We start from the raw sequence: 26,040 nt of genomic DNA on the forward strand, positions 1-26,040 counted from the left end.
AAGCAGATACTAATTATACTAATACAAGACGTGTTTACTTCAATGTCGCGGTATATTAAACTCCACCTCGGGATAACTGGTATATCCATTTTCATCCCCACTATACAACGTTTCCCGGTCGAATGCTGACAATGGCAAATTATATCTAAAGCGGACTGGCAAATCCGGGTTAGCAATGAATAGTGTGCCAAAGGATACCAGGTCAGCGATGCCTTCTTTCAGGATGGTATTCCCGCTTTCCTGCGTAAAGCCCAGATTAGCCATTAACCTGCCGCTGTAGTGATAGCGGAAATGGCTGAAATAATTATCCTGCAATGCTTCTACCGGTGTACCTGTTAAAGGCTCTGCAGGTCCGGCAATGTGCAGGAAAGCGAGATTGTAATCATTCAGTTTTTTAAGGATATACTGGAATAGCGGGATAGTTTCTTCATCCGGCGTCACGATGCCTACATGGCTATATGCGACCGGCGCAAACTTGATGGCCACCCTTGTGCTTTCCCATACTTCCAGGATGACATCCAGGATATCAAATATAATACGTGCTCGGTTTTCGATACTGCCGCCATACTCATCGGTACGATGATTAGTGGCCAGGCTTAGAAACTGGGGTATTAGCATACCAGCCTGTGCATGTACTTCAACGCCATCAAATCCTGCTTCCTTCGCATTCTTAGCAGCCTGCCTGTAATCCTGTATAGTTTGTTTAATTTCAGTAAGGGTGAACTCGCGGGGCGTTAGTGTATCTTTAAAACCCTGGGGGGTATAAGAATGGGTTTGCGGATTAATGGCGGAAGGGCCTGCGGGCAATTCACCATCAAAAAAATCCGGATGAGAGGCTGCCCCGATATGCCCTAACTGGGAGAAGATCAATCCTCCTTTGTTGTGTACTGCCTGGGTGACCAGTTTCCATCCTTCCACCTGCTCCTGCGTATAAATGCCTGGCACATTGATAAAACCAATAGACTTCGAATTCACCCAGGTGCCTTCACTCAGAATTAAGCCTGCGGACGCGCGTTGTGCATAATACCTGGCCATCAATGGTGTAGGAACCAGACCCGCATTGGTGGCACGCCCACGTGTAAGGGAAGCCATGACTACACGGTTTTTCAATCTTAAATCACCTATCTGATATTCCTCTAACAGAGGTTGTACTGCATTTTCCATTTGCTTTTTTAAGGCGAACTTCGGGCATCTGCCTCATTGTTACAATATGGGAAAAACTAATGGCATAGGGATAATTTTATCCCATATGGAAATTAAAATACAATGCCTAATTTTGAATAAAGTGAGCAACATATGTACGAAAGAAAAACTCCCCTCACAATAGATTGCGGACTGCACCTGACTAAGGAAGTGCTGAATGGCAAATGGAAGCCAGCCATCCTTCGCGCTATTTCGATGGATGTAAAGCGCCCAAGCGAGATACTACGTTTATTTCCTGGTGCTACCCGCAGGGTGCTGAATGTACAACTCAAAGAATTGGAAGGGCATGGCATGGTAACGAAGAAAACCTATCCGCAAATGCCGCCTAAAGTGGAATATTCGCTTACAGAGATCGGCTATTCGTTGATGCCTATTATCGAGGCCATGAACCAATGGGGTGATGCTAATCGCAGCTTTTTAGAGACTGTTATCAAGCAAACGCCAAAGATTAACGAAACGTCAAAATCGACCTGCCTGATTTATAAACGTATGAAAATGGCGCATGAGATCGGATAAGATTGGCTATAGGATTTGTTTAATACACATTATCGAATAGACCTGGTTTTTATTATCGGATTTAAAATATCATGTCCTGCCTGATTTAAAGACTGGCGAATTGACACACGCAGATACCGGTCAGATAAATGTATATCCAGACCCTTATAAAGATAGGATGATACATCCCTGAGTTGGGATTATCCTTTTTTAAATATGATTTTATTTAACAAAATAGTACCGAAAAACCTCCGTATTAGTATTAGGAATAAATTCCACGTTTGATGTGACCAGTTGCCACTGCTGATCGTAATAAGGCTTGAGCAGGTTCATCATCATTTGTTCATAAGCTGCCGGTTCTTCTTTCGCCTTTACATGCGTGTTAAGATCTACAAACTTTTGCAATTGTGCAGTATCATCCCGCGTAACAAAAAAGTTGTCTGTTTTTTTGCCGATAGACAAGGCGACATGTTGGTCAATGATGGTAATCGTCATATGTCTGGTTGGCGCGGGAGCTTGAGCGAATGTTTCAATTGTTATTGAAAAGAGAAAAGCAAGGGCTAATAGTGATTTCATCTGAGTGGTTTTTTGCAAAATTAAGTTTTAAGGATTAACTAATTGTTACCTTAAGAAAAGGGTGTAAATACCATTTTGATTCGTTCCGTGAATTTCCAACCCAGTACTGCATAGTAATACCTCTTTTAATCAGCTGAATGATTTAAATCATGCTTGTTTGTGATAATCTGGCTGCAAGCTGTCTATCAAACATGGTTTCAGTTAGTTCATGTATAGAATGTAATCTGAGGGGGAGCAGTCAATTTCTACAAAGCATATAGCGGGAAATATCTTTATGTGCATAAAAAAGCAGGAGCATTTACCAAAGAAGATCTTGACTATTATTGAATATGCAGTAGTCTTTTTTCTTCTAAAACAGATTTCGGTATCATTGTTCCAGCTTTGTAACGTGTTAATATTCAATTTTTAAGTTGTTTTGCCTAACTGATAATGTCCGAAATCGCATGGTCCCGCGTTCGGTTCTGATGAGTCGGACTTGCCGCATTGCAAAAAGAAAGAGTTTTCCTGTACCCCAGGCCGCCGTATCTTGATAGTATGGTATTTGTTATAAGTACTACAGCTTAAATTGTAGTAGTATCAAAACGTTTATAATATTCATTTATGAAGGAAGGGCAATCAAAAAAAACATCGACTGGCGATTTTGTGCGCGTGCGGGGTGCAAGGGAACACAATCTTAAAAATATCAATGTTGACATACCGCGTAACGCGCTGGTTGTTTTTACAGGTGTATCGGGCTCAGGTAAATCTTCGCTGGCATTTGGCACTTTGTATGCAGAAGCGCAACGCCGTTACCTGGAATCAGTCTCACCTTATGCAAGACGGTTATTTAACCAAATGTCCATTCCTGAAGTAGATGAGATCGAAGGCCTGCCGCCTGCTGTTGCCTTACAACAACAACGCGGCGCAGTCACCACACGTTCTTCTGTGGGTAGTGTAACAACGCTATCCAACCTGCTCCGCATGTTGTTTTCCAGGGCAGGCGACTATCCCAAAGGACAATCGATCATCTATGCCGAAGGCTTTTCACCCAATACACCAGAAGGGGCTTGTCCCAACTGTCACGGACTCGGTCGTATCTATGATGTGACCGAAAAATCGATGGTACCAGATGATAGTCTCACGATCCGTGAACGCGCCATTGCTGCGTGGCCTACTGCCTGGCAGGGGCAAAACCTGCGCGAGATACTGATGACGCTCGGCTATGATGTAGATAAGCCGTGGCGTGATCTACCGAAGAAAGACCGTGACTGGATATTATTTACAGACGAACAGCCAACCGTTCCTGTGTATTCAGGCTTTTCTGCAAAAGAAGTGAAGAAGGCACTGAACCAAAAATTGGAGCCGAGCTACATGGGCACATTCACAGGTGCCAGGCGGTATGTCATGCAGACCTTTGCTAATACGCAAAGCCAGCTAATGAAAAAGCGGGTAATGCAGTTTATGTCAGGCGCAGATTGCCCGGTATGCAATGGCAAAAGATTAAGAAAAGAATCTCTGTCTGTAAAATTTGCCGGCTATGATATTACAGAAATATCGCGCCTTCAATTGTATGAGCTGAATAAAATTTTTAGTCCTTATGCCAGGCACGAATCGTTTGATAAAATAAATGAACTGCACCCTGAAAAAGCAATCGTGGCGCAACGTATTGCTGAAGATCTTGTGGCAAGGCTGTCTATCATGCTTGATCTCGGTCTTGGCTACCTTACACCGGAACGCAGCACGCCCACGCTATCGCCGGGTGAGTTACAAAGACTACGGCTCGCAACACAGGTGCGTTCAAATTTATTCGGCGTGGTGTATGTTCTCGATGAACCTTCTGCTGGCCTTCATCCGGCGGATACGGAGGCTTTGCTGCGCGCGCTGGATAAGCTGAATGATGCCGGCAATTCGCTTTTTGTTGTCGAGCATGAAGTAGATATCATCCGGCATGCTGACTGGGTGGTAGATGTCGGTCCTGCCGCCGGTGTTAACGGCGGTGAAATTCTATATAGCGGGCCTTTAAGCGGGTTGCAGGAAATAGAGGCCTCTGTAACCCGGCGATATATAACGCAGGCGATCCTGCCTAAAAGAACTGCACGAACTGCGGCAAGCTGGCTGCGGTTGGAAGGAATCTCCCGCAATAATCTCAGCAACCTGGATGTTTCTTTTCCGTTAGGCGTTTTAACGAGTGTGACGGGTGTTTCCGGCTCAGGTAAAAGCAGTCTTGTCAGCCAGGCACTGATAGAACTTGTTGCCGCGCAACTGGGCCAGGAAATAGATCCGCCAACAGAAGATCAACAGGATTTACTGGAGGAAGAGACAGTTCTTTCTTCTGGGCGGATAACGGAAGGGATGGAACAAGTGAAACGCATGGTGCGGGTGGATCAAAAACCGATCGGTCGTACACCCAGGTCAAACCTTGCTACCTACACCGGCTTGTTTGACCATGTGCGTAAACTTTTTGCAGGAACGAAAATGGCGAAAGCCCGTCGTTACGATGCAGGCCGTTTTTCGTTTAATGTAGCCAAGGGTCGTTGTCCACATTGCACGGGGGAAGGCTTTGTAATGGTGGAACTGTTGTTCCTGCCAAGTGTATATTCACCCTGTCCTACCTGCCACGGCACACGGTACAACGACAAAACGCTCGAAATAAAGTATAAGGATAAGAATATCGCCGAAGTACTCTCGATGACAGTAGATGCTGCATGGGAATTTTTTAAAGAAGAGGAAATCCTGCGGCGTAGCCTTGATGTTGTGCGACAGGTTGGGTTAGGTTATTTAAGGTTAGGTCAGCCTGCTACAGAGCTATCAGGCGGTGAAGCACAACGCATCAAACTGGCAACGGAACTACAACGTTCGCAACGGGGCCATACGCTTTATGTGCTGGATGAACCCACGACAGGATTACACCCTTCAGATGTAGAGAAACTCATGGTGCAGTTAAATTCGCTGGTAGATGTGGGCAACACGGTGATTGTAGTTGAGCACGATATGCACGTTATTGCGCAAAGCGATTGGGTGATCGACATTGGGCCGGGTGCCGGCGAACAAGGCGGAAGGATCGTTGCGGAAGGGATACCAGCGGCGGTTGCGAAAAATAAAAGGAGTAAAACAGCTGCTTATTTATCCCGGTATGTATGAACCGGTTCACAAACTAAATGACAACTGATCAGGAGTGTTTATTTACCGGGTAACTGACATGGCTGCAATAGTGTTAAAACAGGAAAAATCAGGAATTAAAGAAAACAATGTATTGACCTGAATTAACCGGAAAGCTAAGCGCAGGATGATTTAACACATTTGATTTCGAAGGCTTATAAAGTTGAGAACAAACATCTGGAAATTCATCCAGATAGATTTAAATGGCAAGAGGCTGTATCATAAGTACGATACAGCCTCTTTTTCTTCGTATCCCTGGTGGAGTCGGGTATCCGTTTAAGTGATTCTCAGCGCCTATTTTTACTTATGAGTCATCTTCCTGCTTTTTCTACTGACTGGAAACAACAAGTTTAGAATCCGTTTGAAGAAGATTTAATTAATATTGGCTTCTTTAGTGGAATGAATGTGAAAAACAGCAGCCAGTAGAATAATTTATTTAATGAATGTATCGCATAAAAATGATCTTATATGAAGCTGTTATTTCAATGTATAAATCACACCCAGTTTATCTACTTCATCTCCGGAATTACCAAAGAAGCCAGTGATTTTATAGCCAGCTGGTGCGGAATAAGTAACAGTATCTGAATTTTTTGTACCTACCTCCAACGTACGGCCGGTGCTGGTGGTAAGCTTCAGGTAGAAGATCCGGGTAGTATTGTTATACTTGCCTTCACAAAGCATAATAGAACTAACGGTTTCACCACTCTGCAAAGTCAGCGTTTGGGCAGTTCCACCTGTACCGCCATGTGTCAATGTCGTACCGTCAGCATAAGTAGCCCCCACCGCATCAATACGGTTGGCACCTCTGATAGTGAAAGACACCGCATTACTGCTTTCAGTAAGAGTAGCCATATCGTTAAACGGTGTACCGTGTGGACCACCAAATAAATCACTCATACGGAAAGAGCTGTTCAGTTGGTAAGTGAAATTGCAGGTAAGCGGTGAGTGATCGCTCAACTGCTGGCCATTTGCATTCACAAAAGTGTTAACTACATTGTAGCCAGCGGCAGTTAATTGAACAAACTTGCTGCCGCGATAATAGATTTTATCGACTATTTCGCAGGTATTGGTAACATTCGGGAAATCACATACGATAGGATCTGCACCCAAAGCAGGAATATTGCCACCACGGATCAGTTCAATCCAGGCATCTTTGGTACCATTGGAAGTGAGCAACAAACGCAGGTTATTATCGCGTGTATAACGACCATTGGTATCACCCATAACAATTACGGCATTTCCTGCAGAATTAGCAGCAATGTAATTACTTAACTGTAACAGGTTATCGGCACGGGCAGCAATAGAAGCAGCATCAGATTCTGCATTGGTATGCAGGTTATACACATCAATATATACACCTTCTGCTACGCGGTAACGGCAATAAGTAAATCCTTTAGGCGTCAATGCATTTTCGTTAATGCGTTTATTCCAGGTAACGCGGGTAAAATCTGTCATCGGGAAATAAGACAGTGAGTTTAAGCCATCTCCAATGCCAGCCCCACCACTGGTAGCAGAACGATAAGGATGAACATTGCCTTTGTCGTAAAGGTAAGCATGATAATTAAAGTCTTCCTGCACGTGAACAATATCATAGACATTAATCAATCTGCCAATCAATGAAGTACTGGAGTCTCGTGGAGTAGTAGCACTCGACAATATCTGGGGCAGGCCGGCAATATTGTAGGTAAGAACATTAAAGGTACCCCCGGTAGCAGTTTCAGTGTGCATGGCTTTGCTGACATCATTGCCGGTTGGCAGTGCAGGCTCCGTTTGTATGGATTGTTTGTTACAACTGGTCGTAACTACGGATACAGCAAAAACAAGCAACTGGAAAAAAACATTAATTCTTTTCATGGTTTTTTTATTTAAATAATTGCACAGAATACCTTTGCTCGATGCGTGGCGAACGAGCACGGGTTATACTTAAAAAAATTAAACATTTACTTTCATCAGGAAATCACAAGTAAAGAGCCGGCATTCTTAACTTACATCTAATAATAATTCGTTTCAATCAGAAAATACCCTAGTGCTTAACAATTAGTTAATCAACGGCATTGTTGTTCGGATCAATGTGGCATTTAGAAGAAAACGCTACACATCAATACTGTTGGGCGATCTCAATAAAACAGGCAGGTAATGTAGCTTATGCAAGTTGTCGTAAATGCCCCTTGATTTGTCGAATTTGACAGCTTTTAACGGTCTGGACGCAATCACACTGCAGTGAATAATCGGATCTTTACTCCCATATTCACATTAAATTTTCATCATTAAAAACCCAAACATGACAAACCGTCTGTTATTTCTTTTCGTTAGCCTATTTACCGTACCGACCCTTGCAAATGCAAATTCATTCCCCGATTACACCGCCCTTGCCATGACAATCCCCTGTACCGATAAAGCGCCCACAGAGGGCCTGGAAGGCACATTTATCCGTTACAATATGGCTATTATGTGGAGATTCGAGGGCCAATGGCGATGGGTCAGGAACATAGAAACATTGAATAACCTTTTTTCCGGCATATATATACCACCAGGTAATATAACACACATTATTTCTCCACTAGGGGAATATCTGGAAGCTGATTGTGAGTTGATAAGAGAAGTCTCTACACAGAAGGTTTTTTTTAGGGAAGGACGATTGATCAGGCACATCTATACCCTGGAAACACTTCTCTTTTATCACTTTAACCGGTCTACAATACGGAATGTAAATAGCCTCAGCGGATATGTAATCGGCAATCAAATCTGAATATAATTATTTGAAGCTGTCTCAAAAGTAACTGAGACAGCTTCTTTTTATTTTGCGTGTGCTTATAAGTAGAAAATCATTTCCTAACATGTTATTGATGAATATCGAGGCGCTATTAAGCGCTATTCTTATTTTTAATCAACCCCTGTAACCTGTTCCCGGTTTGCGGGGTTCATATTTTTCACAGATATATGTCTCCTGCACCAGGCTTACCTCTTCCGATAATAAAGTATAATCATTTTTTGTTTTTACTTTTAAATATTCCTCTTTTTGCAACACATAGCAAAGCATGCCGCCAAAACTACTTTGTCCATACACACTGTAGTCGCCAAACATGCAGCCATAGCAATTCTTAAACTGATACCTGTCGTTAAACTGCTTACTGATCTGATCAAAAACAGTTTCCACATCCTCTCCTGTACCCTCAAAGTTTTGTCCATTTATAATGAAACCTGCTTTTATATGTTCATGTTCAATTCCTTGCCCGGGAAGAAGCCTTGGTTTGCCTAGTGAATATTCAAGTTTCAAATCAACATCAAACGTTGTATTCGATGATTTGTCAATAATGATCTGTGGGATAATAATCGAAAATATACAGTTACAAAGCATTTGAACAGTGCGCTCTGAATTATATATCCGGATTTCATAAAAAGTAAATCTTGCCAGCTCTTCCGCTGTATATTTATTACTTGCTTCAAAATCTGAAAGCTGCCCGCCGGAAAATCGTACACCGTCAATTACACAGGACAATGTACTGAAATCGTTTTCAACAATAATATCAATCGTTCCAAAATCGTCTGTATAGGTTCCTTTATAGGTCTGCATTATTATCAAATTACAATCGCTAAAATATCAATTTATTGTTTCATGTTTTTATCAATCAATGATTATCTCAAAAATTCACAGACAGTTAGCTTAATAGAATTCATTGAACTATAACGGGCCATAAGTACGATTATTTTTCAGTTGCGGCCGTTTTTTATATTTATATTCTCCCACAAGTGTGTAGTCCCGAAGCTTTCTAAAAAATATGGCGCCAATGACAGTAACAGATTATTGGCTTTTGTAGAGAGAAATTATTTGTTGAACCGTTACCTTACAAATAGGGTTCTATAGACATGCAGCAAAAAAAAGCTGCCTCATAAATAAATGAGGCAGCTTTTTTTTAGTTGAATATTGCTTAGTATTTCACAACTTTCATCGTCTTGCTTTGAGTACCTTGCCTGATATTTATATAATAAATACCTGGTTTCAGATCCTGGCCAAGTTCGTAATTAACGCCGGCATTTATCCTTGTAGAATAAACCGGGCTACCACTGTTATTAACAATAATGAGAAGCGCCGGTGCTTTTGAGGAAGATGTCAGTTTTATCCTGAACACGCTGTTGGAAGGATTTGGATATACTTCTGTTACAAAATCCAGTTTGACAGGGGTGTTTAATTTGTTGCTGACCACTGCAATCGTGTTTTGAGTGGCAGTTACACTTTGCACCGTATCTCCTGGTTGTAAGGTCCGCACCTCAATAGCTGCTATTGAACCGCTGTAAGGATCATACAAACCTTTTTTAGGATAAAAAGTTACCTGTATTAAACCGGCGTTGTCTGCTGTTGCCCTTATAGTCTTGATAACAGCGGTATTCAACCGGTTACCCGCGGCCTGGTAGATGTTAAAGTCAGTCAGGCTATCAATGCCATTGGTGGCTTTTACACTGAAAGTTCTATTATTCTTTTCCGTATCATGTGGTTCCACGAAGTGTAACCGGATGGCATACGTGGTGTTAGGAGTGAGGCCACGCAGGTAATAACGCATCTGGGTGGTATTGTCTTTGAAGATGCGTATATATTCATATACCTGCGGAGGAGCGGGATCGGTTACATATGATAGATCTACCTGTGCAGTCACTCTTTGTACCCAGGTATAACCTGCATGCCATAGATTATTAGGACCGGTAGGGCCTTCAGGAACATATTGCGCAAAAGTGGTATTAGCATAAGGACCGGCAGGTGTTACTGTGGTGCCTGCATTGATACCATACACTGCCGATTTATTTGTCCTTAAAACTTCTATGCAATAATCATCTACCCATACAGTGCCGAATCCTACCTTGGATATCCAATAAGTAAGCCCTGTTGCACTGTCAGGTACATTGATTGTATCTCTTATCTGCGCCCAGTTTTCCCGGTATGCAATCACATTGTCGATTTGTTTTGAATATACGGTACCGGTAGCGCTGTCCTGGTTATTTACAAATCCAATACCATATCCAGCCCACCATGGGTAGCCGGTGGCGTCTTTTTCTACTTTCACCCACTGGGTAAATACGATGACGCTGCCACCTCTTACCGGGATGGAACCTTTTATGTTCAAAGCGGTGCTTGCTGTTGTAGAACCGAGTGTCACGGCTTTATCACCGGAATGTCCTTTCCCGCTAACGGCATATGCAGCGCCCACAGTAGCAACGGATTCTTTATAGGAAATCCAGTTAATAAGACCGCTTTCAAAACCATCATTCGGAATTCCTCCACATGAATCAAAAGGTACCACCGTTACCGATAAGGTGGCTGAAACGCCAGAGTTATCCAGGGTGTTGACACTAATCGTCAGGGTGCCTGGCTGGAGGGCAGTGACAAGCCCTGTACTGTCAACCGTTGCTAACGATGCATCTGAACTACTCCAGGTTACTCTTTTAATCGAGGTATTGGCCGGCAGGAAGGAGACTTTTACCCGCAGGGTATCCATTGCCCCGATAATGGCGTTGGATGGTTGTAATGTAAGGTTAGTGGCCAGTACATTGGCTACATGAATATTGGCTTGTGCAACAATAGCCGGGTTGTCTGCTGCGGCGGCTGTTACGATTACGTCTCCTTGTTTGATACCACTGACAGTACCGCTATTGCTCACTTTGGCTATGGTTGTATCTGAAGATGTCCATAACACTCCTTTGTTGCTGGCTTTTGCCGGGTTGAAGATGGCATTCAACTGGAAGGTTGATCCTACAAATACATTTACGGAAGTGCTATCCAGGGTTAGTGACGTAACAGGGATATAGATAACCGTATAGGTTTTGGTAGCCGCAAAATTACTTTCAACAGATGTAGCGGTGATAGTAACTGTGCCGGCAGCTTTTCCTGTTACCACCCCATTCAGGTCTACAGTAGCGATGGCTTCATTGGAAGACTTATATACCAGGTTCCGGTTGGTGGCATTGGCTGGTGTGGTGGTCAGCTTCAGCGTGTCCTGATAGCCTACATAGAGATTGCTGCTGTCTGAATAGACACTGATTCCCTGTAATGGAATGATCGCGGCTTCAAGCGCAGCTATAGAAGCGCTATAAGGATCATTGGTGCCAGCTTTGGGAATGAATTGTACAGTGATTACACCGGCGTTGTCAGCTTTTGCCTGAAGGGTACGTGTAATTACGGTATTCAGCTTATTGCCTGCGGCCTGGTAGATGTTGAAATTCATAAGGCTGTCGCCGCTGGTCCGCACGTTAAAGATCCGGGTGGCTTTGTCTGCGTCGCTGGGCTCAACAAAGTGCAGGCGCACCGCATAGTTAGCATTAGGAATCAGGTTGCGGAAATAATAGCGCAGCTGGGTCGTATTAATTTTGCCAATGCGCATATATTCATATACCTGTCTGGGAGCAGGTGATGTTACCTGGCTAAGGTCCATCGTGGCCGCATTACGGACGATCCAGGTGTACCCTGCGTGCCAGAGTTTATCGGTGCCGGTAGGCCCTTCGGGCATATACTGGCCAATTGTTATATTCTGATAGGGTGTTGGCTGACCTCCCGCCGGGGCTGTAGTACCTGCGTTGATGGCAGTCACAATGGTGTTCACAATCAGTTGTGAGGTGCTGGACGAGCCTCCGTCTGCCGTCGAGACGGTGAGGGTAGTAGTGCCCAGTTTTAAGCCGGTCACCACACCGTTGGCATCCACTTTTGCGATCGTACTATCCGCCACCGACCAGTACAGGGTTTTATTAGTCGTGTTGGCGGGGGTAACGGTGGCCACCATCTGTTTGGGTGTATTCATAGTACCATACAGTATACTGTCTATCGTAATACCGGTGGATATAACCGGTGGAATGACGACGATCTGTCGGGTGCTTATTTTCCCCCCATCAACCGATGTGACAGTAATAGTGACGGTACCTGCGTTTACACCGTTTACGTTCCCATAAGCGTCCACTTTAGCTATTGAGGTATCAGACGAGCTCCAGGTGACGGACGGGTTGGTGGGATAGGCGGGCGTGAGCTTTACGTTCAGCTTGACAGAGAATCCTTTTGTAAGGGTATCTGATCCGGAATTGACTATTTCTACAGACTGCACAGGACCGGCCACCGGGGAGCCAAAATAGATACCATTTCCACTGATGGCTGCAAACATTCTTCCTTTATTGTCTGCCGTAATATTCTGCACGATACCTGGTACCCGGTCTGAGATGGTCGTCCAGGTACGACCGGTATCGTCAGAGCGGAAGGCTCCGTGTGTAATGCCGTTAATGGGAAGCAGCTGGCTTGTAGCATATAAAGCCACATGCGCACCAGCAGTTGTATCAGACATGGTGGCAGCTATCCACTTGGGTTTAAATGAATCTCCACCTACCTTACTAAAGGTTTTACCAGTGTCTGAGGTATGATAAAGGGCGCTGTATTCAGGATGGGAATCATCGTAAAATGCTATCCAGACATCACCTGTTTTCCCCGGCGTTACATCAATATTGGAGGTGGTGGCATAAGAAGAGCCATTGGGATTACTGCCGGCGTTTGCAGTAAGGCCGGTAGCAGTTGTTTTTTGGAATGATTTTCCACCATTGTTGCTGACATAAAACGAACCGCGGTCCCAGATATAGAAATAATCGCCGTTCACCTTATCCGCTACAAGATGGTTTTCCCCTGGATAAAGGGTCCACTGCACCCCAGAGGGTAAGATGCCCGAAGAAACACCGGTGGCTTTTGTCCAGGTAGTGCCAAGATCTTCTGACCAGTAAACATTACCGGGACCATTAGCATCTATCTGCGTAAGCCAGACGATATTCCTGCGATTGGCTGATACTGCCAAACGCCCGCGCAGACCAGGTGATTTTGGAAATACAGTATAGGTATCACCACCATCGGTGGAGTAACCTGCATGTGATAGATTGACGTCATAAGTTTCCGCGCCGTCGCAACCTACACGGACAATAAAATTAGGGTCGGTATACTGGAAAGCGACCGTCTGCATATTAAACGCCGTATTGATACCATTGTGTAAGGCGGTATTGGATAGAGCACCCTGGTTCAATGGCTCAGTAAGAGAACGGTGGTGGCCGCCGCCAACATCAGCGGTAGCGGTGAGCAGGAGGTTCTTACCACCTGGCGGTGCTACCATCGGGCCGGTTACCATGATCTCTTCAAGGCCTACCACGCGGATCTTCCAGTTGGAAACAGGGTCAAAGATATTATCTGTGCTCAGTACGTCCAGCATATCGTTGATCCATACCCTGTTCGGGTAAAACGGATCCCAGGTAAATGCAGCTGCGTTATGCGCAGGTGAATTGTAGTATAAGCCGTCATTCGCTGAATGTGGTGCTTCAGAATTATCGCGGGTGATCTTTCCCTGTGAGTAATAGCCTGGGGCTCCGCCACGCCTTGAAATATAATAAGGATTCTTTTGCCAGAGTCCCCGGGTACTTACAACAATATCATCTGAATTAGCGGGATTCACCGCCACTTTTGAGAAGTATTGGTTGACATTATCTAAAATTACAGGAGACACGTCCTGCCAGCTGCCACCCTTGTATTTGAACACCCCCTTTTTCACACTGGGGGAGCCGGCAGATACATACAGGGTTCCATCTGCATGAATCGTCGCCTGGCCGGCAGCCTGCGGGCTGTTACTCATTAGTGTAAAAGAGGCCCCGCCATCTTCAGAAACCCATACACCGGTATACCGGCCAATGTAAATCCGTTTCGTCACCTGCTGACCATTCACTACAACAGTCCCGGCACTTGGGTCGAAAAGGATAAACGCACAGGCGCCCGACGTACTGACAGCGTTTACCTGCAACCAGCTTGTGCCGGCATTTTCCGATTTCCAGGCGCCATTCTGATCTGTAACAACCCATACGATGTTACTATTGGAAGGATCGACCTGTATACGGTTTACGTATTGTTGCGTACTATTCGGGTGTACTACAACCGGAACATGGAGATCCGTCCAGGAGTCGCCCCTGTCAGTACTCTTCAGGATAGTACCTACAGCACTTGAACCCTTGCCAGGGGCCGGGCCGGCGCTGTTCTCCACAGTAGCATACAGGATATTACCGGTAGCATCGTTTGGATCTACTGCAAGGCTGCCGCAACGCTGGTTGAATTCCCAGTTCCAGTAGTTGTCCGGTATTTTTTTAAATAACATTAAATGCTCCCATTTCTGCAGGTTCTTATTCCATCGGTAAGGAGTACCTACATCAGTAGTAATAAAATAAAGGTCGGGTACCTTAGGATGCGCTACAAAAGAAGGTATCGATCCGGAACCGCCTATCCGCACCTGGTTCCAGGTGTACAATTGCCCGTGTACACCGTGCAAAGCAGCCAGGCAAAAAATTGTTAACAGCAATGTGTAGTAGACTTTTTTTGTCTTCATAAGAGTGGAATTATTAAGGATTGATTAGATGGTCTTCATATATTTCATCTGGTACATCATTTCATAGCAACGTTTACAAATGTTTGTAGTGAACAGACATAAGTTACCAATAGATCATGTCGGGTGTTTAAGCGCACAACATGGTCTTCATTTTCTTTTATACTATGTTTCCTTGCCTTGGTTAACCTTTAAAGGGTATTAGTTCCAGCCATTTTTAATGTCTTTGGCCACATTAGGATTGTAATTTTTCTCTACATCGGGGATAGGGAACAGCAGGTGTTTATCAAGGAAAGGTTGTGTGCCGCTTCCGGGTTCAACAGCTTTTTCCGCGTTGATAGTTTGCTTGATAATTCCCCATCTCAGCAGGTCGAAATACCGGCATTGCTCTCCACATAATTCAAGTTGGCGTTCGCGCATCAATATTTTCATGGCATTGGCCTGATCTCCCAGGTTTGCATACAAAACGGCATGAGAACGGGCGCGTACACTGTCGATCAGCGCAAGTGGAGCATCACCGGAATTACCTTGTTGTATATAAGCTTCGGCCAGCATCAGCATCACATCAGCCAGGCGGATCACCTGCCCGTTGATAGGACTTTTAGGATCACCATATTTTTCCACGAGATTGTAATATTCGTATTTCTTCCAGCGATAGTCACCCTGTGGATCAGTCGCGTCAAAAGGAAAATTTTTTGCACCGGTAGCACATTGCTGGCAGTACATGATATCTCCTCCTGAAGCAGCAGTGCCATAGAAGGTAGATCTGGCACGTGGATCAGTATATGGATTGCCTGTTACCGGATCGGGATAGGTGAATGCTTTCACAGCTGAATTGCTGATGTATACGTTCTTCCAGTCATTCCAGCCATATTCCATAGCGCGACCACTATGCGTTTGTTTACCTACTTGTTCCGCACCATTTCCAAACATATAGTAGGGGGATCCAATGGCCCAGTCGGTCCACTGCTGATTCATGATCTGAAAGATATTTTCCGGTGTGTTCTGATTCACCGTGCTGAAAACATTATCAAATGAGGGATCGAGTTTGTAAGTGTACGGTGCAGTCATCAGTTTTTCGAAGGAAGATTGTGCAAGCCCCCATTTCTTCTGGTAAAGATAAACCTTGCCGAGCAGCGCTATCACAGCGCCCTTGGTTGCCCTGCCTAATTCTCCGGCAGGATATACAATGGGTAATTCTGTAGTTGCCTCTGCTTCTGTCAGATCTTTTTCTATCTGCTTCCATACGTCAGCAGCTGGACTACGGGATAAATAGTTGTTTTGAAGCGTCGTTTGATAGTCGATATACAGTGGTACATCTCCCCACAAGGTTACTAAATGGAAATACGCATACGCCCTGAGGAACTTTACCTCTGCCAGGTATTGATTCAGTTTGGCCCGATCTGCGTTGGCTGTAGGATTCCACGCCGCTGCCCGGTCTATCACCAGGTTAGTGCGGAATATCATCCGGTAGAGTGAACTCCATAATGCACTCAGATCTGCGTTGTTGGTACCAAAACTATAATCGCCCAGTTCCTGCTCTGCACCCAGCAGAAAGCTGGCACGCTTTGCTTCATTCCCCATCAGGTCAAAAATGTAGTAATACTCCCTGGCCCATAATCCGGGATGTAGGAGGGTGGCGTAACTGGCAATAGTAGCCTGGTTCAGCGCTCCGATGTTGGTGAAATAGGTCTCATATGCATAAGCACTCTGGTCTACGAGGTCGAGACGCGATTTTTTACATCCGGAAAAAGTCATTATCAGCCCCACTATCAGCAGTAATTGATGTATATATTTCTTCATAAAATCACTTTTAGAAATTAAAACCCTAATTGAATACCTGCCAGGAAAGTTCTTGGTTGTGGCACCTGCCCCTGGTCAATACCGCGTGCAAACAGGTAGTCACCTGCTATTTCCGGATCGTATCCGGTGTACCTGGTGATGGTAAACAGGTTTTGTGCTGCTAAGTAAATGCGGAGCGAATTAACGGTGCCTTTGGTGAGATTATTTAACATCGGTAAAGGAGCATTGTATCCGATAGTAATGTTCCGTAAACGCAGGTAGCTGCCATCTTCCAGCCACCAGTCGGATGGACGCAGATTACCGTTGCCTGTTACATTCTGACCTATCCTTGGCAAAGCAGCTACATCGCCGGGCTTACGCCACCTGTCCAGGATGTCAGTGCCGGCGTTATGCCCTGTAGACATAAAGCTGGTATTAAGTTTTAAGCCATTGAGAAGTTTTAGTCCCGTAATGCCTGACAATACCAGGTTCAGGTCAAAGTTTCTAAAAGTGATACCGGCATTGATCCCGTAAATATATTTGGGCATAGCATTGCCTAGTATTTCCTGGTCCTTTGCAGTCACTACGCCATCGCCGTCAATATCTTTATAAATAAAATCACCCGGCAATAAACCATCCTGGTACTTTGCTTCCGGTTTGCCTGTTTTTTTAGCGGCCGCATTATTTAGCATAGCTATTTCGTCAGCATCCCTGGCCACATGATCATGCCGGTAACCATAGAAGGAGCCGATTGCATTGCCTGCTGCTGTATAAGTGGTGGCGGGTACCGGAGTAAAGGCGCCAGCCTGGATAGGGGCCGAAAACTGATCACCCAGCGATAACACTTCGTTGTGGTTAATAGCACCGTTTACACTCACATTGAAACTGAAGTTGTTATTGATCTTATCTCTATACCCGACGGTCAACTCAAAACCTTTATTTCGGGCGTCTGCTGCATTGACTGTTTTACGGGGCTGGGTACCGGTGAGACTTATACCTATACTGGCTGGCAGGAAAGTTGTTACCAGCAGTCCGGTACTTTTGCGGTCGTACCAGTCAGCTTCAACGGTGAGGCGGTTTTGTAAAAAGGCCAGGTCGATGCCTATATCGGTTTGATTAGTTTGTTCCCATTTTAAATCCGGGTTGCTTACCGTTGTCAGGGTAGTACCGGATACGAATGTTTCGGTACTGCCCAGGGAGTATACCAATGCGCCGCCGGGAGTGCCCTGGTAGGTTTTTGCGGTATTCAGGAAATTGGGAATATTGTTGTTGCCGGTTTGTCCCCAACTTGTGCGCAGCTTTCCCTCTGACAATACCGGGAATACATTTTTAATAAATGGTTCTTCTGAAAAGCGCCACGATAAACCAACGGCAGCAAAATTGCCGTAACGGTTGTTAGGTCCAAAGTTAGATGCACCATCCCTTCTATAACTGGTGTTCAGTATATACTTATCATTATAAGTATAGTTCAACCTGCCGTAGTAGGATATCAGAGAAGGGCGTGAGTAGTTTGAATAACTATTGGTAACGGATTGGGAAGAAGCCACGCCCACATTGGTGATATTGTCATTTGGTTGCCCGGTACCTCTGATGGAAGAGCCATTCGTAATTCCCGGATCAATATAGCTTTGCCCCGCGATCAGAGATAACTGGTGCCTGCCGGATTGTTTGTCGTACGACAGGTAGTTTTCAATCATGTAGTAGGAGTTTTCCGTAAAAGTCAGCATTGATTGGCGGGCCTGGTTCAGGAAATTTGAAGCCTGGTACTGTTTCTGATAGCTGTTACTCCGGCTGGAGTTCACTTCTGCTGCAAACTGTGAACGGAATTTTAATCCATTGATGATACGTATTTCTGCTGATAGTTGTGGAAAGAAGGCCAGTGATTTGCTGTTCTGGCTTTTCATGGCAATCTCCTGCAATGGGTTAGTGGCATTGCTGAAGTCATCAATATTAGAGAGAATAGAATATCCACCCTGGACAGATGGGTCCAGGATAGGTTTATAAGGAGCATATTGTATGGCATTAACGATATTGGCGTAGTTGCCCTGGCCGGTATATTGCCGGACGATAATATTCTGCGTAAACCGGAACCTGCCAAGCGTTTCTTCGAGTGCCACACGGGCCTGGAATCTCTTATTGGTAGCATTCGTTAATATTGCCTGCTGATTGATATAGGTGGCAGATACGCTATAGTTTACCTTTTCGCCACCACCGCGTATGTTCAGGTCATTTTCTGATACCAGGGCATTACGGAAAATGGCGTCCTGCCAGTCGGTACTGTCCTGTAAAGCTGTTCCTGTGTTAAATTTCGCGGGCAACACAGTATTCTTGGTAGCAGCGAGATCTTTCAGCGCGTCCACATATTGGGCAGTATTGAGCAGGTCCAATTTTTTCCAGGCCCTGGCAATACCCCATTGCGAGGTAAAGCTGATACGTGGAGGGCCGGCCTTTCCTTTTTTAGTGGTGATAATGACTACGCCATTGGCGGCTGCGGAGCCATAAATAGCCGTAGAAGATGCATCTTTGAGGATGGTGATACTTTCAATATCCTGGGCATTGAGTGTATTAAAAAGGTTTTTGGTGCCCTGTATACCATCCACCACATAAAGAGGGTTGATATCGGTGAAGCTACCGGTACCCCTGATAATAATCTGGGCATCTGCGCCGGCACCACCGTTGCTTTGCACGACCTGTACGCCGGCGGCTTTACCGATGATTAATTGCGATGGATTGGTGGCATTTACCGCACCGGCTTCTTTCACAGTTACAACGTTGATGGCGCCCACCACATCTTTCTTTTTAGCATTACCATAACCGATAACGACAATGTCATTGAGCGCCGATATGGTTTTGACTAAACGTATTGAGAAAGTGAGCGTGGCGCCTGGTTTCAGGAGTACGTTATTCAGCCGATGGGTTTCAAAACCCATGTAAGAAACGGTGAAAGAGTATTTTCCTTCAAGAGGTAATCCGGAAAAATGAAATACGCCATTGCTGTCAGTTACGACACCGGCGGTATACTTTGTAGTTTCATTGAGCGTGACTACGGAGGCATTGGGAAGAAGGTCTCCCTGATCTGTACGCACAGTGCCTGTCACCTGCACGCGATTTTGTGAGCAGACGTTCATTGAAACGCCTGCTATCAAAATCATTGATAGCAGCGACAAACGCCATTTTGGTCGATAGAAAATCTTCATAACTGGAACGAGTTTTTTTTAAGTGTATGGCATACTAAGCCTGGGGCGCCAAAAGCGTCCATTTGTGGAATAGCATTATGTTGGTGAATTATTTTCTCTTAATTATAAATCCGCTATCATTCCTGATCAGTTTCAGATTATTGGGAAGCGTCAAATCAGTAAGGATCGTCCCGAGCGAGTCTGTCCGTTCAAATTTACCATCAAAGTAAATATCCATTACATCTGAAGGGTAATAGTAGATAGCTATTCCATAGTAATTGCTCAGTTGATCCAATACCTGCGACATGGGTTGATTATTAAATTTATACCAGTCCGGTTTCGTATAAGTTGTGCTATCGCTGCCAGCTCTTACTAATATATCCGCATTCCTGGTTTTGAAGTCAAACACAAAAGCTTTTCCTGTTTTGCGGTAGTAATTGAGTTCTTTTCCAGGAGTAAGTACGACATCGTTGATGACTTTTTTATTATTGATAGCTCCTTGCACCAGCACTTTCCCGCTGTTGAGTCTTATGGCGATCATGTCTTCCCCCGGGATAGCTTTTACGTGAAAAAAGGTGCCCAGTGCAGTTGTATATAGTTCATCGCTGTACACTACGAAGGGATGTGATTTATCAGGTGCTACAGTAAAATCGGCTTCTCCTGTCAGGTAAATGTTCCTGTTTTCCTTGAATTCCTTATTATATATTATGGTTGCTGCCGGCAACAGTCCTACTACAGAACCATCCGGTAATGGGATGAACATGGTTTTACGGCTGGTGTTGGTGGTCAGTTGCTGTTGTCCGGATGGTATTTTTACTGTCATTCCGGTAGTAACAGTAGCCGCTTTTTGATGGTCACGGCGGAGCATTAACAAGGAGCCACCTACTAATACGCCCACTGTTAATGCAGCAATGGCCAGTCGTTGAGCCCATTTCTTCCGGTGATGAGCAGATACAGTCTGTTGATGAATATTTTTCAGCCACTGCCGGGAAACGATTTCCGGGAAGTGCCGGTCCTCCTGTAATTGCAGGAATTCCTCTTCCGGCAGGTATGTCTCCTGTATATCAGGATGTTCCTGCAGGTAATGCGCCACCATGCGGGCTTCTTTCGGTGTGCATTGATTGCTGAAGAACCGTTTTAATAATTCATCATTTATCATATTGTATACAGCTGCTAGATAGTAATACGTTTGTGAAACGCCAACTACGTAGTGTAATTTAAAATATTTTAAAACCTGCTAAGCCAGGCCAGGAGAGAGAGCATGGGCCCAAGGTAATGTCTTATCTGTTTGATAGCCTGGAAAATATGTGTTTCTACCGTTCTGGATGATAAGGAAAGTTCTTGTGCAATCTGTTGATAACTCATGCCCTTAAAACGACTCATTTCGAATACCTTGCGACGCATCGGAGGCATTTTTTTCAAGGCATTTGCCAACTTTACCTGTAATTCTTTCTCCTCTATTTTCCCCCACAGGTCATCTACAGGCAGCGTATACTTGTCTATTACATGGATGACCTTTTCTTTGTAAACTGTTTCCTTACGGAGAAGATCGATCAGGGTGGTGCGGGCAATGCGGAACAATTGTAACTCTATGTTGAGATCATCTGCGAGATTTTCCCGGTAATTCCAGCATTTGATAAATGTAAGCTGCGTTACCTCCTCTGCAATGAAAGAAGACCTGGTCTTTTGGAGCACAAAGTAGTAGATCCTTTTATGCCATGAATAATATACTTCATTAAACACCAAAAGATTACCTTGTTTCAAAGCAGCGATAGTATTCAAAACGTGGAGATTTTACTAAAGCAATTAAATAAATAAATGTGGAAATTCCTAGCGGTCAGTCTACAGTTCAACAGTCGGGTTGATAATAACTTATGCTGTGCCCGGTGCCGGAGAGGAGAAGATCTTTTTTTGCATTAAAGATTATAATAAAGCAATGTCTCCCACCAAGAGGCGCAGGAATATCAACTAATCTTTCCAGGTGCGTGGTGCCGCAATTTTAGCGGTCAGGCATGAAATTATGTTGGGTCATCCAAAATATATAAAAGTATTGGAAAAATGTACTCAGTGCATTTCGAACGCTGAAGAAGCAATTGAACAGTTGCTGTTGCCGTTGAGGATACAGATTATTATATAGATCTTTTATTTTATCATCGTAAACCAAGGCGTCTGGTCTTTAAATACATCCAAATAGGCAAGTTCGGGCATAGCCATAGAAATCAAATGGAGTTATATCTTCGGTGGCTGGCAAGATATGAACAACAGTCCCATGAATTTTCTCCATTGGATTAATTCTTTATGCTGATAAAAATGATGAATTGGTTGAACTTTTAGAACTTGATGCTGCTGGTATACATGTTGCTCAATATCTTCTTGAATTGCCGTATTACACGAATCAGCTTTCTTTTTTAAACAGGAATTTTCGATGCGTAACTCCCCAGGTAGAAATAGCGTCAATTACTACGCTTAAAGTCTTACCATGTTCCGTTAGTTCGTATTCCACAGTTATCGGCTTGGTAGGCATCACAGTTCGGACCACTATTTCATTTTGTTCGAGTTCCTGTAACTCTTTAGAGAGCATTTTAGCAGCAATACCGTCTATCCCACGCAGCATATCCATAAAACGCACCTTACCATATAGCAGCAGCCATCCAATAATCTGAATTTTCCATTTCCCTGATAGCAAGATCATGGTATCCTTTATCGCAATTAATTGCTCTCTACAATCAGGTGCTTGCGAGGCTGTTTTTTTTGCATTCATATTAATCAAAATTATTTTAATCGCTTTCGTAATGGTCACTTGATTTCATAGAGGAAACCGGTTTCTGAAAGGTAATAGATAACAATTATAAAGTTATAACAAAATAATTTTGTGCAGTAAATATTTGAATCATGCAGAAAGAAAAAAGAATTTATTGGATAGTTACTGTTATTGGAATGGCTTTGATTGTGCTTCCATCCTATTTTGCCCCGCGGGCATACTTGATTGAAACCATGCACAGACTTAGCTTTCCTGCTTATTTCAATCTTGAATTAGACATCTGTAAGATCGTTGGTGCGGTAATCATCCTCATCCCGGCTATACCCGGTATGGTTAAAGAATGGGCCTATGTCGCTTTCGGTATATTATTGCTTTCCGCAAGCCTCGCACATTGGCTCGCTGACGGTGCTGTAAAAGGTGTGGCTCCGCTGATTCCGTTTGCAATACTATGTGTATCCTATTATTATTTCAGAAAAATAAACTATGCCAAATAAAGCGCTTGCAGTAATCGCAGCCTTGTTTTGCTAATCTATTCGGTGAGCGCGAGATCCTGATCGCAAGTATACTATCGCTGGTGCTCAGCCAGGTATTGAAATGCTCAAAGTATTGCAAACTGCTTATGCGGAATGGAAGAAGGACAACCCCGGTATGCTTCGGGTAGCTTCTGGTGTGACCGGTACACCGGGTAATGATTATCCTTTTAAATAGTGGAAAAAAAAGCTGACCATGATGGTCAGCGCTTAATATATCTGCTTTTAAAACTTGATCGTCAAACTACCAGTCACACGCGTAGGATTTTGTGCTGCCAGACGATAGGACCAGTATTTTTCATTCGTAAGGTTATCCACCTTTACTCCGATTCTATAAGCTGGTTTATCGTAGAAAACAGCCGCATCTAACACGGTATAAGAAGGAATGCTAAATTTAAAAGTGGTTGTATTGGTCTGATAATATTCACTGGCATAAATACCTCCAAAACCGAAGCCAAGTCCTTTTGCCGCTCCATCTGCCAGGCGATAGCTGATCCACAGGTTCCCTACTTTAGGAGGGCCGGCAGTGGTAGGACGCAGTCCCTGTACAGAAGCATTGGCCTTGGTATATTTACTATCATTGTAAGTATAGCCTGCGATGATATTCAGACCCTTTATCGGGTTTGCGATCACTTCCATTTCATATCCTTTACTTAACTGTGTACCATCCTGGATAGAGAAGGTGGCATGATCCGGATCATCACGGGTAACATTTGTAACAGAGATATTGTAGTAGCTCAAGGTAGCACTTACCTTGTTGAGGTCTAATTTCACACCACCTTCCCATTGATTTGCCTCTGTTGGCTTAAAGGTTTTGCCTTCAAAATCAGAACCCGACACATTGTTGAATCCGTTCATATAGTTAGCAAAGAGGGACACTTTATCTTTTACAACCTGGTATACAGCACCGAATTTCGGAGACAAAGCTGTCTGGTTATAATTCCCTGCTGTAGAATCCTGCGCAGGGTAATAAGTACCCTTGTTCACATACCTGTCCACACGCAGACTGGCCATCACCAATAATCTATCAGTAATGTTCAGTACATCTGATGCGTATGCGCTGTAGGTTGCTTCTCTACCAGCTACATAATTAGTATAGGTAGCATTGGCAAAGAGAGGTTTTACCTTTTCAAGTGTAAAGTTGTTATAAGCAGTACCAGGCTTTCTGACATTAATTGCAGCCATGTTTACCGTCGCATCATTGCGATTTGAGGTGAGGCGGTAAAAATCCAGGCCAGCGACGATCCTATTTCTTAACCCACCAATCTTAAAATCGCCGATGAAATTTTGCTGGATATCAGTTCCATAATAAGGATAATCCTGGTTAGTTACTGACTGGCGCAAGGTGGTATCTGATGTCATTGTCAGCTGCACCACATAGCCTGTAGAAGAAGAGCGCGTGCGTGAAACGATTGTCTGAGATGTCCAGCTTTTTGAAAGTATATATTTTGCTTGTGCGAAGATGTTATACTGTTGGCTGTTATAATTGATCGTATTGTTCGCGAAAGAAAGTTTGTAAGGAATATGGTAGTCCAGAATGCCTGTCGCCTTTCCGCTGGTATAAGGTGCCAGACGGGTAGGGGAGACAGCCTTATTTAAACCTAACTCAATATCCAGGGAAAGTGTCAGCCTGTCGCTCACAGCATATGAGAAGCTGGGCGCTACCAGGAAGCTTCTGGTAAATCCTGCATCCTGGAAACTATTCTCACTATGTAAAGCGGTATTCACCCTTAATAAAGCGGTTTTGTCCTTATTGAGTGGGGTGTTGATATCCATCGTCAGCCGGTTCAGGTTCCAGCTGGCACCCGAGTAAGAAACTTCCCCCATAGTACTTTCAAATGGTTTCTTGGTAACCCTGTTAAACAGTCCACCAAAAGAAGAAACCGTACTACCAAACAATGTGGCAGATGGTCCTTTGATTACCTCTATACGTTCCAGGTTTACCGGGTCAATAGTGGTATAGGTAAAACTGCTGATACCATTACGTACGAGCTGAGGGGTGGCAAAGCCCCTTGAAATAAAGGTAGTCCTTCCCTGGTTCCTTATTTCTGCGATACCAGCACCTGGTACATTCTTAAAGGCACTGTTATAGTCCGTGATCACCTGTTCTTTCATCAGCTCCTTGCTAACTACAGTATATACCTGTGGGTTTTCCATGTTCGCCAATGGCATTTTGGATACATCCATGCTTTCCTTCCTTCCAAAACGGTTACCACCACTGTTTACCACTACTTCTTCCAGCTTTTGAGAAGAAGTACCCAATACGATCTTTATATAGTTTTCCTTGCCTTCTTCTGCTTTCACCTCCACCACCACTGGTTCCAATCCTATTAAGGATGCTTTCAGGTGATAGGTACCCAGAGGAATATTTTTGAAATTAAATGCACCTTTTTCATTGGTGATCGCTCCTTTTGATAATTCCTGGATGATAACTGTTACTCCTGGAGCAGGTTCTCCATTATTGGTAACGACGATACCAGAGATCCCTGTTGGCTTGTCATCTATATCATTGGCATAGATGTCAGACACATTTAAGAAGAAAATTGATAAAATTAGCGCAAGTCCCAAATATGAATTTCTCAGAAGCCTTCCCATTACAGATTTAAATTAGGCCGCAAAAATGCATCTGTCCCAGGAAATATTATAATCGGATTGGGAAACTATTTGATCGGATCGGAAATTTTTTTCACATATGCATTCTTTGTCTTTTTTTCGCGACTACCTCCTCCACTAAAGAACAAAACCCCGCGCTAAGCGCGAGGTTTTAAAAATACTTGCGGGCTACCGGGGACGAAGTTCGAACCAGTTAACGGAAGATTTATCTAAAATCCATGCTTTTATTAGCAAAATTTATTAAAACCCAGGTTATAATATTGTTTTTGATTTTAACTTCAAGTAAATGGTTTGATAACTGGATAACTATTTTGAGTCCTTATTTCTATAGATGATTATCTATCGGTAATAAAGGCGATAATTTCAATTATCACTTTTACTACCGATAATAT

15 protein-coding genes are annotated in these 26,040 nt (G+C 44.0%); 4 read left to right on the forward strand and 11 right to left on the reverse strand.

Features of this window, described 5'->3' with window-relative positions:
- Positions 1-39 precede the first annotated feature (39 nt).
- Complete coding sequence (locus tag ABDW33_RS03545; protein WP_343688688.1) at positions 40-1,164, reverse strand: alkene reductase; 1,125 nt, start codon at positions 1,162-1,164, stop codon at positions 40-42.
- 132 nt (positions 1,165-1,296) lie between these two features.
- Here ABDW33_RS03545 and ABDW33_RS03550 point away from each other — a divergent pair, with 132 nt between their 5' ends.
- On the forward strand, positions 1,297-1,719 hold the full coding sequence (locus ABDW33_RS03550; RefSeq protein WP_343688689.1) for a helix-turn-helix domain-containing protein: 423 nt from the start codon (positions 1,297-1,299) through the stop codon (positions 1,717-1,719).
- 201 nt (positions 1,720-1,920) lie between these two features.
- Here ABDW33_RS03550 and ABDW33_RS03555 read toward each other — a convergent pair whose 3' ends face one another.
- Positions 1,921-2,274 carry a hypothetical protein gene (locus ABDW33_RS03555; RefSeq protein WP_343688690.1) on the reverse strand — a complete coding sequence of 118 codons (354 nt, stop codon included), beginning with the start codon at positions 2,272-2,274 and terminating at the stop codon, positions 1,921-1,923.
- A gap of 600 nt (positions 2,275-2,874) precedes the next feature.
- Between ABDW33_RS03555 and uvrA the strand changes: the two genes are divergently transcribed.
- A complete protein-coding gene (gene uvrA / locus ABDW33_RS03560) occupies positions 2,875-5,394 on the forward strand; it encodes an excinuclease ABC subunit UvrA (protein ID WP_343688691.1) in 2,520 nt (839 codons plus the stop codon).
- A gap of 495 nt (positions 5,395-5,889) precedes the next feature.
- Here the strand turns inward: uvrA and ABDW33_RS03565 are convergent, their stop codons facing one another.
- Positions 5,890-7,266 carry a jacalin-like lectin gene (locus tag ABDW33_RS03565; RefSeq protein WP_343688692.1) on the reverse strand — a complete coding sequence of 459 codons (1,377 nt, stop codon included), beginning with the start codon at positions 7,264-7,266 and terminating at the stop codon, positions 5,890-5,892.
- A 427-nt stretch (positions 7,267-7,693) separates the two neighbouring features.
- Here ABDW33_RS03565 and ABDW33_RS03570 point away from each other — a divergent pair, with 427 nt between their 5' ends.
- Entirely contained in the window at positions 7,694-8,161 is a 468-nt protein-coding gene (locus ABDW33_RS03570; RefSeq protein WP_343688693.1) for a hypothetical protein, read from the forward strand.
- Between the two features lie 138 nt (positions 8,162-8,299).
- Here the strand turns inward: ABDW33_RS03570 and ABDW33_RS03575 are convergent, their stop codons facing one another.
- The 7 genes from ABDW33_RS03575 to ABDW33_RS03605 all read right to left on the reverse strand — a co-directional run bounded on the left by ABDW33_RS03575 (position 8,300) and on the right by ABDW33_RS03605 (position 22,505).
- On the reverse strand, positions 8,300-8,986 hold the full coding sequence (locus tag ABDW33_RS03575; protein ID WP_343688694.1) for a DUF6304 family protein: 687 nt from the start codon (positions 8,984-8,986) through the stop codon (positions 8,300-8,302).
- Between the two features lie 355 nt (positions 8,987-9,341).
- Positions 9,342-14,789 carry an Ig-like domain-containing protein gene (locus ABDW33_RS03580; RefSeq protein ID WP_343688695.1) on the reverse strand — a complete coding sequence of 1,816 codons (5,448 nt, stop codon included), beginning with the start codon at positions 14,787-14,789 and terminating at the stop codon, positions 9,342-9,344.
- Positions 14,790-14,987: 198 nt separating this feature from the next.
- Entirely contained in the window at positions 14,988-16,589 is a 1,602-nt protein-coding gene (locus tag ABDW33_RS03585) for a RagB/SusD family nutrient uptake outer membrane protein (RefSeq protein WP_343688696.1), read from the reverse strand.
- A 17-nt stretch (positions 16,590-16,606) separates the two neighbouring features.
- Positions 16,607-19,765 carry a TonB-dependent receptor gene (locus ABDW33_RS03590; protein WP_343688697.1) on the reverse strand — a complete coding sequence of 1,053 codons (3,159 nt, stop codon included), beginning with the start codon at positions 19,763-19,765 and terminating at the stop codon, positions 16,607-16,609.
- Between the two features lie 88 nt (positions 19,766-19,853).
- Complete coding sequence (locus ABDW33_RS03595; RefSeq protein WP_343688698.1) at positions 19,854-20,903, reverse strand: FecR domain-containing protein; 1,050 nt, start codon at positions 20,901-20,903, stop codon at positions 19,854-19,856.
- A 68-nt stretch (positions 20,904-20,971) separates the two neighbouring features.
- Positions 20,972-21,526, reverse strand: coding sequence for a sigma-70 family RNA polymerase sigma factor (locus ABDW33_RS03600; RefSeq protein ID WP_343688699.1), 555 nt, complete (start codon positions 21,524-21,526; stop codon positions 20,972-20,974).
- Positions 21,527-22,139: 613 nt separating this feature from the next.
- Positions 22,140-22,505 (reverse strand): helix-turn-helix domain-containing protein, encoded by a 366-nt coding sequence (locus ABDW33_RS03605; RefSeq protein WP_343688700.1) that lies wholly within the window; start codon positions 22,503-22,505, stop codon positions 22,140-22,142.
- 131 nt (positions 22,506-22,636) lie between these two features.
- Here ABDW33_RS03605 and ABDW33_RS03610 point away from each other — a divergent pair, with 131 nt between their 5' ends.
- On the forward strand, positions 22,637-22,999 hold the full coding sequence (locus tag ABDW33_RS03610; RefSeq protein ID WP_343688701.1) for a DoxX family protein: 363 nt from the start codon (positions 22,637-22,639) through the stop codon (positions 22,997-22,999).
- 261 nt (positions 23,000-23,260) lie between these two features.
- Here the strand turns inward: ABDW33_RS03610 and ABDW33_RS03615 are convergent, their stop codons facing one another.
- Entirely contained in the window at positions 23,261-25,564 is a 2,304-nt protein-coding gene (locus ABDW33_RS03615) for a TonB-dependent receptor (RefSeq protein WP_343688702.1), read from the reverse strand.
- Between the last annotated feature and the right edge of the window lie 476 nt (positions 25,565-26,040).

The sequence above is a fragment of the Chitinophaga sp. genome, from assembly GCF_039596155.1.
Taxonomy (GTDB): domain Bacteria; phylum Bacteroidota; class Bacteroidia; order Chitinophagales; family Chitinophagaceae; genus Chitinophaga.

What these genes read in the sequence shown, in the direction of transcription:
- ABDW33_RS03545 (WP_343688688.1), bottom strand. Translation starts at nt 1,164, where the DNA reads ATGGAAAATGCAGTACAACCTCTGTTAGAGGAATATCAGATAGGTGAT.
- ABDW33_RS03550 (WP_343688689.1), top strand. Translation starts at nt 1,297, where the DNA reads ATGTACGAAAGAAAAACTCCCCTCACAATAGATTGCGGACTGCACCTG.
- ABDW33_RS03555 (WP_343688690.1), bottom strand. Translation starts at nt 2,274, where the DNA reads ATGAAATCACTATTAGCCCTTGCTTTTCTCTTTTCAATAACAATTGAA.
- uvrA (WP_343688691.1), top strand. Translation starts at nt 2,875, where the DNA reads ATGAAGGAAGGGCAATCAAAAAAAACATCGACTGGCGATTTTGTGCGC.
- ABDW33_RS03565 (WP_343688692.1), bottom strand. Translation starts at nt 7,266, where the DNA reads ATGAAAAGAATTAATGTTTTTTTCCAGTTGCTTGTTTTTGCTGTATCC.
- ABDW33_RS03570 (WP_343688693.1), top strand. Translation starts at nt 7,694, where the DNA reads ATGACAAACCGTCTGTTATTTCTTTTCGTTAGCCTATTTACCGTACCG.
- ABDW33_RS03575 (WP_343688694.1), bottom strand. Translation starts at nt 8,986, where the DNA reads ATGCAGACCTATAAAGGAACCTATACAGACGATTTTGGAACGATTGAT.
- ABDW33_RS03580 (WP_343688695.1), bottom strand. Translation starts at nt 14,789, where the DNA reads ATGAAGACAAAAAAAGTCTACTACACATTGCTGTTAACAATTTTTTGC.
- ABDW33_RS03585 (WP_343688696.1), bottom strand. Translation starts at nt 16,589, where the DNA reads ATGAAGAAATATATACATCAATTACTGCTGATAGTGGGGCTGATAATG.
- ABDW33_RS03590 (WP_343688697.1), bottom strand. Translation starts at nt 19,765, where the DNA reads ATGAAGATTTTCTATCGACCAAAATGGCGTTTGTCGCTGCTATCAATG.
- ABDW33_RS03595 (WP_343688698.1), bottom strand. Translation starts at nt 20,903, where the DNA reads ATGATAAATGATGAATTATTAAAACGGTTCTTCAGCAATCAATGCACA.
- ABDW33_RS03605 (WP_343688700.1), bottom strand. Translation starts at nt 22,505, where the DNA reads ATGAATGCAAAAAAAACAGCCTCGCAAGCACCTGATTGTAGAGAGCAA.
- ABDW33_RS03610 (WP_343688701.1), top strand. Translation starts at nt 22,637, where the DNA reads ATGCAGAAAGAAAAAAGAATTTATTGGATAGTTACTGTTATTGGAATG.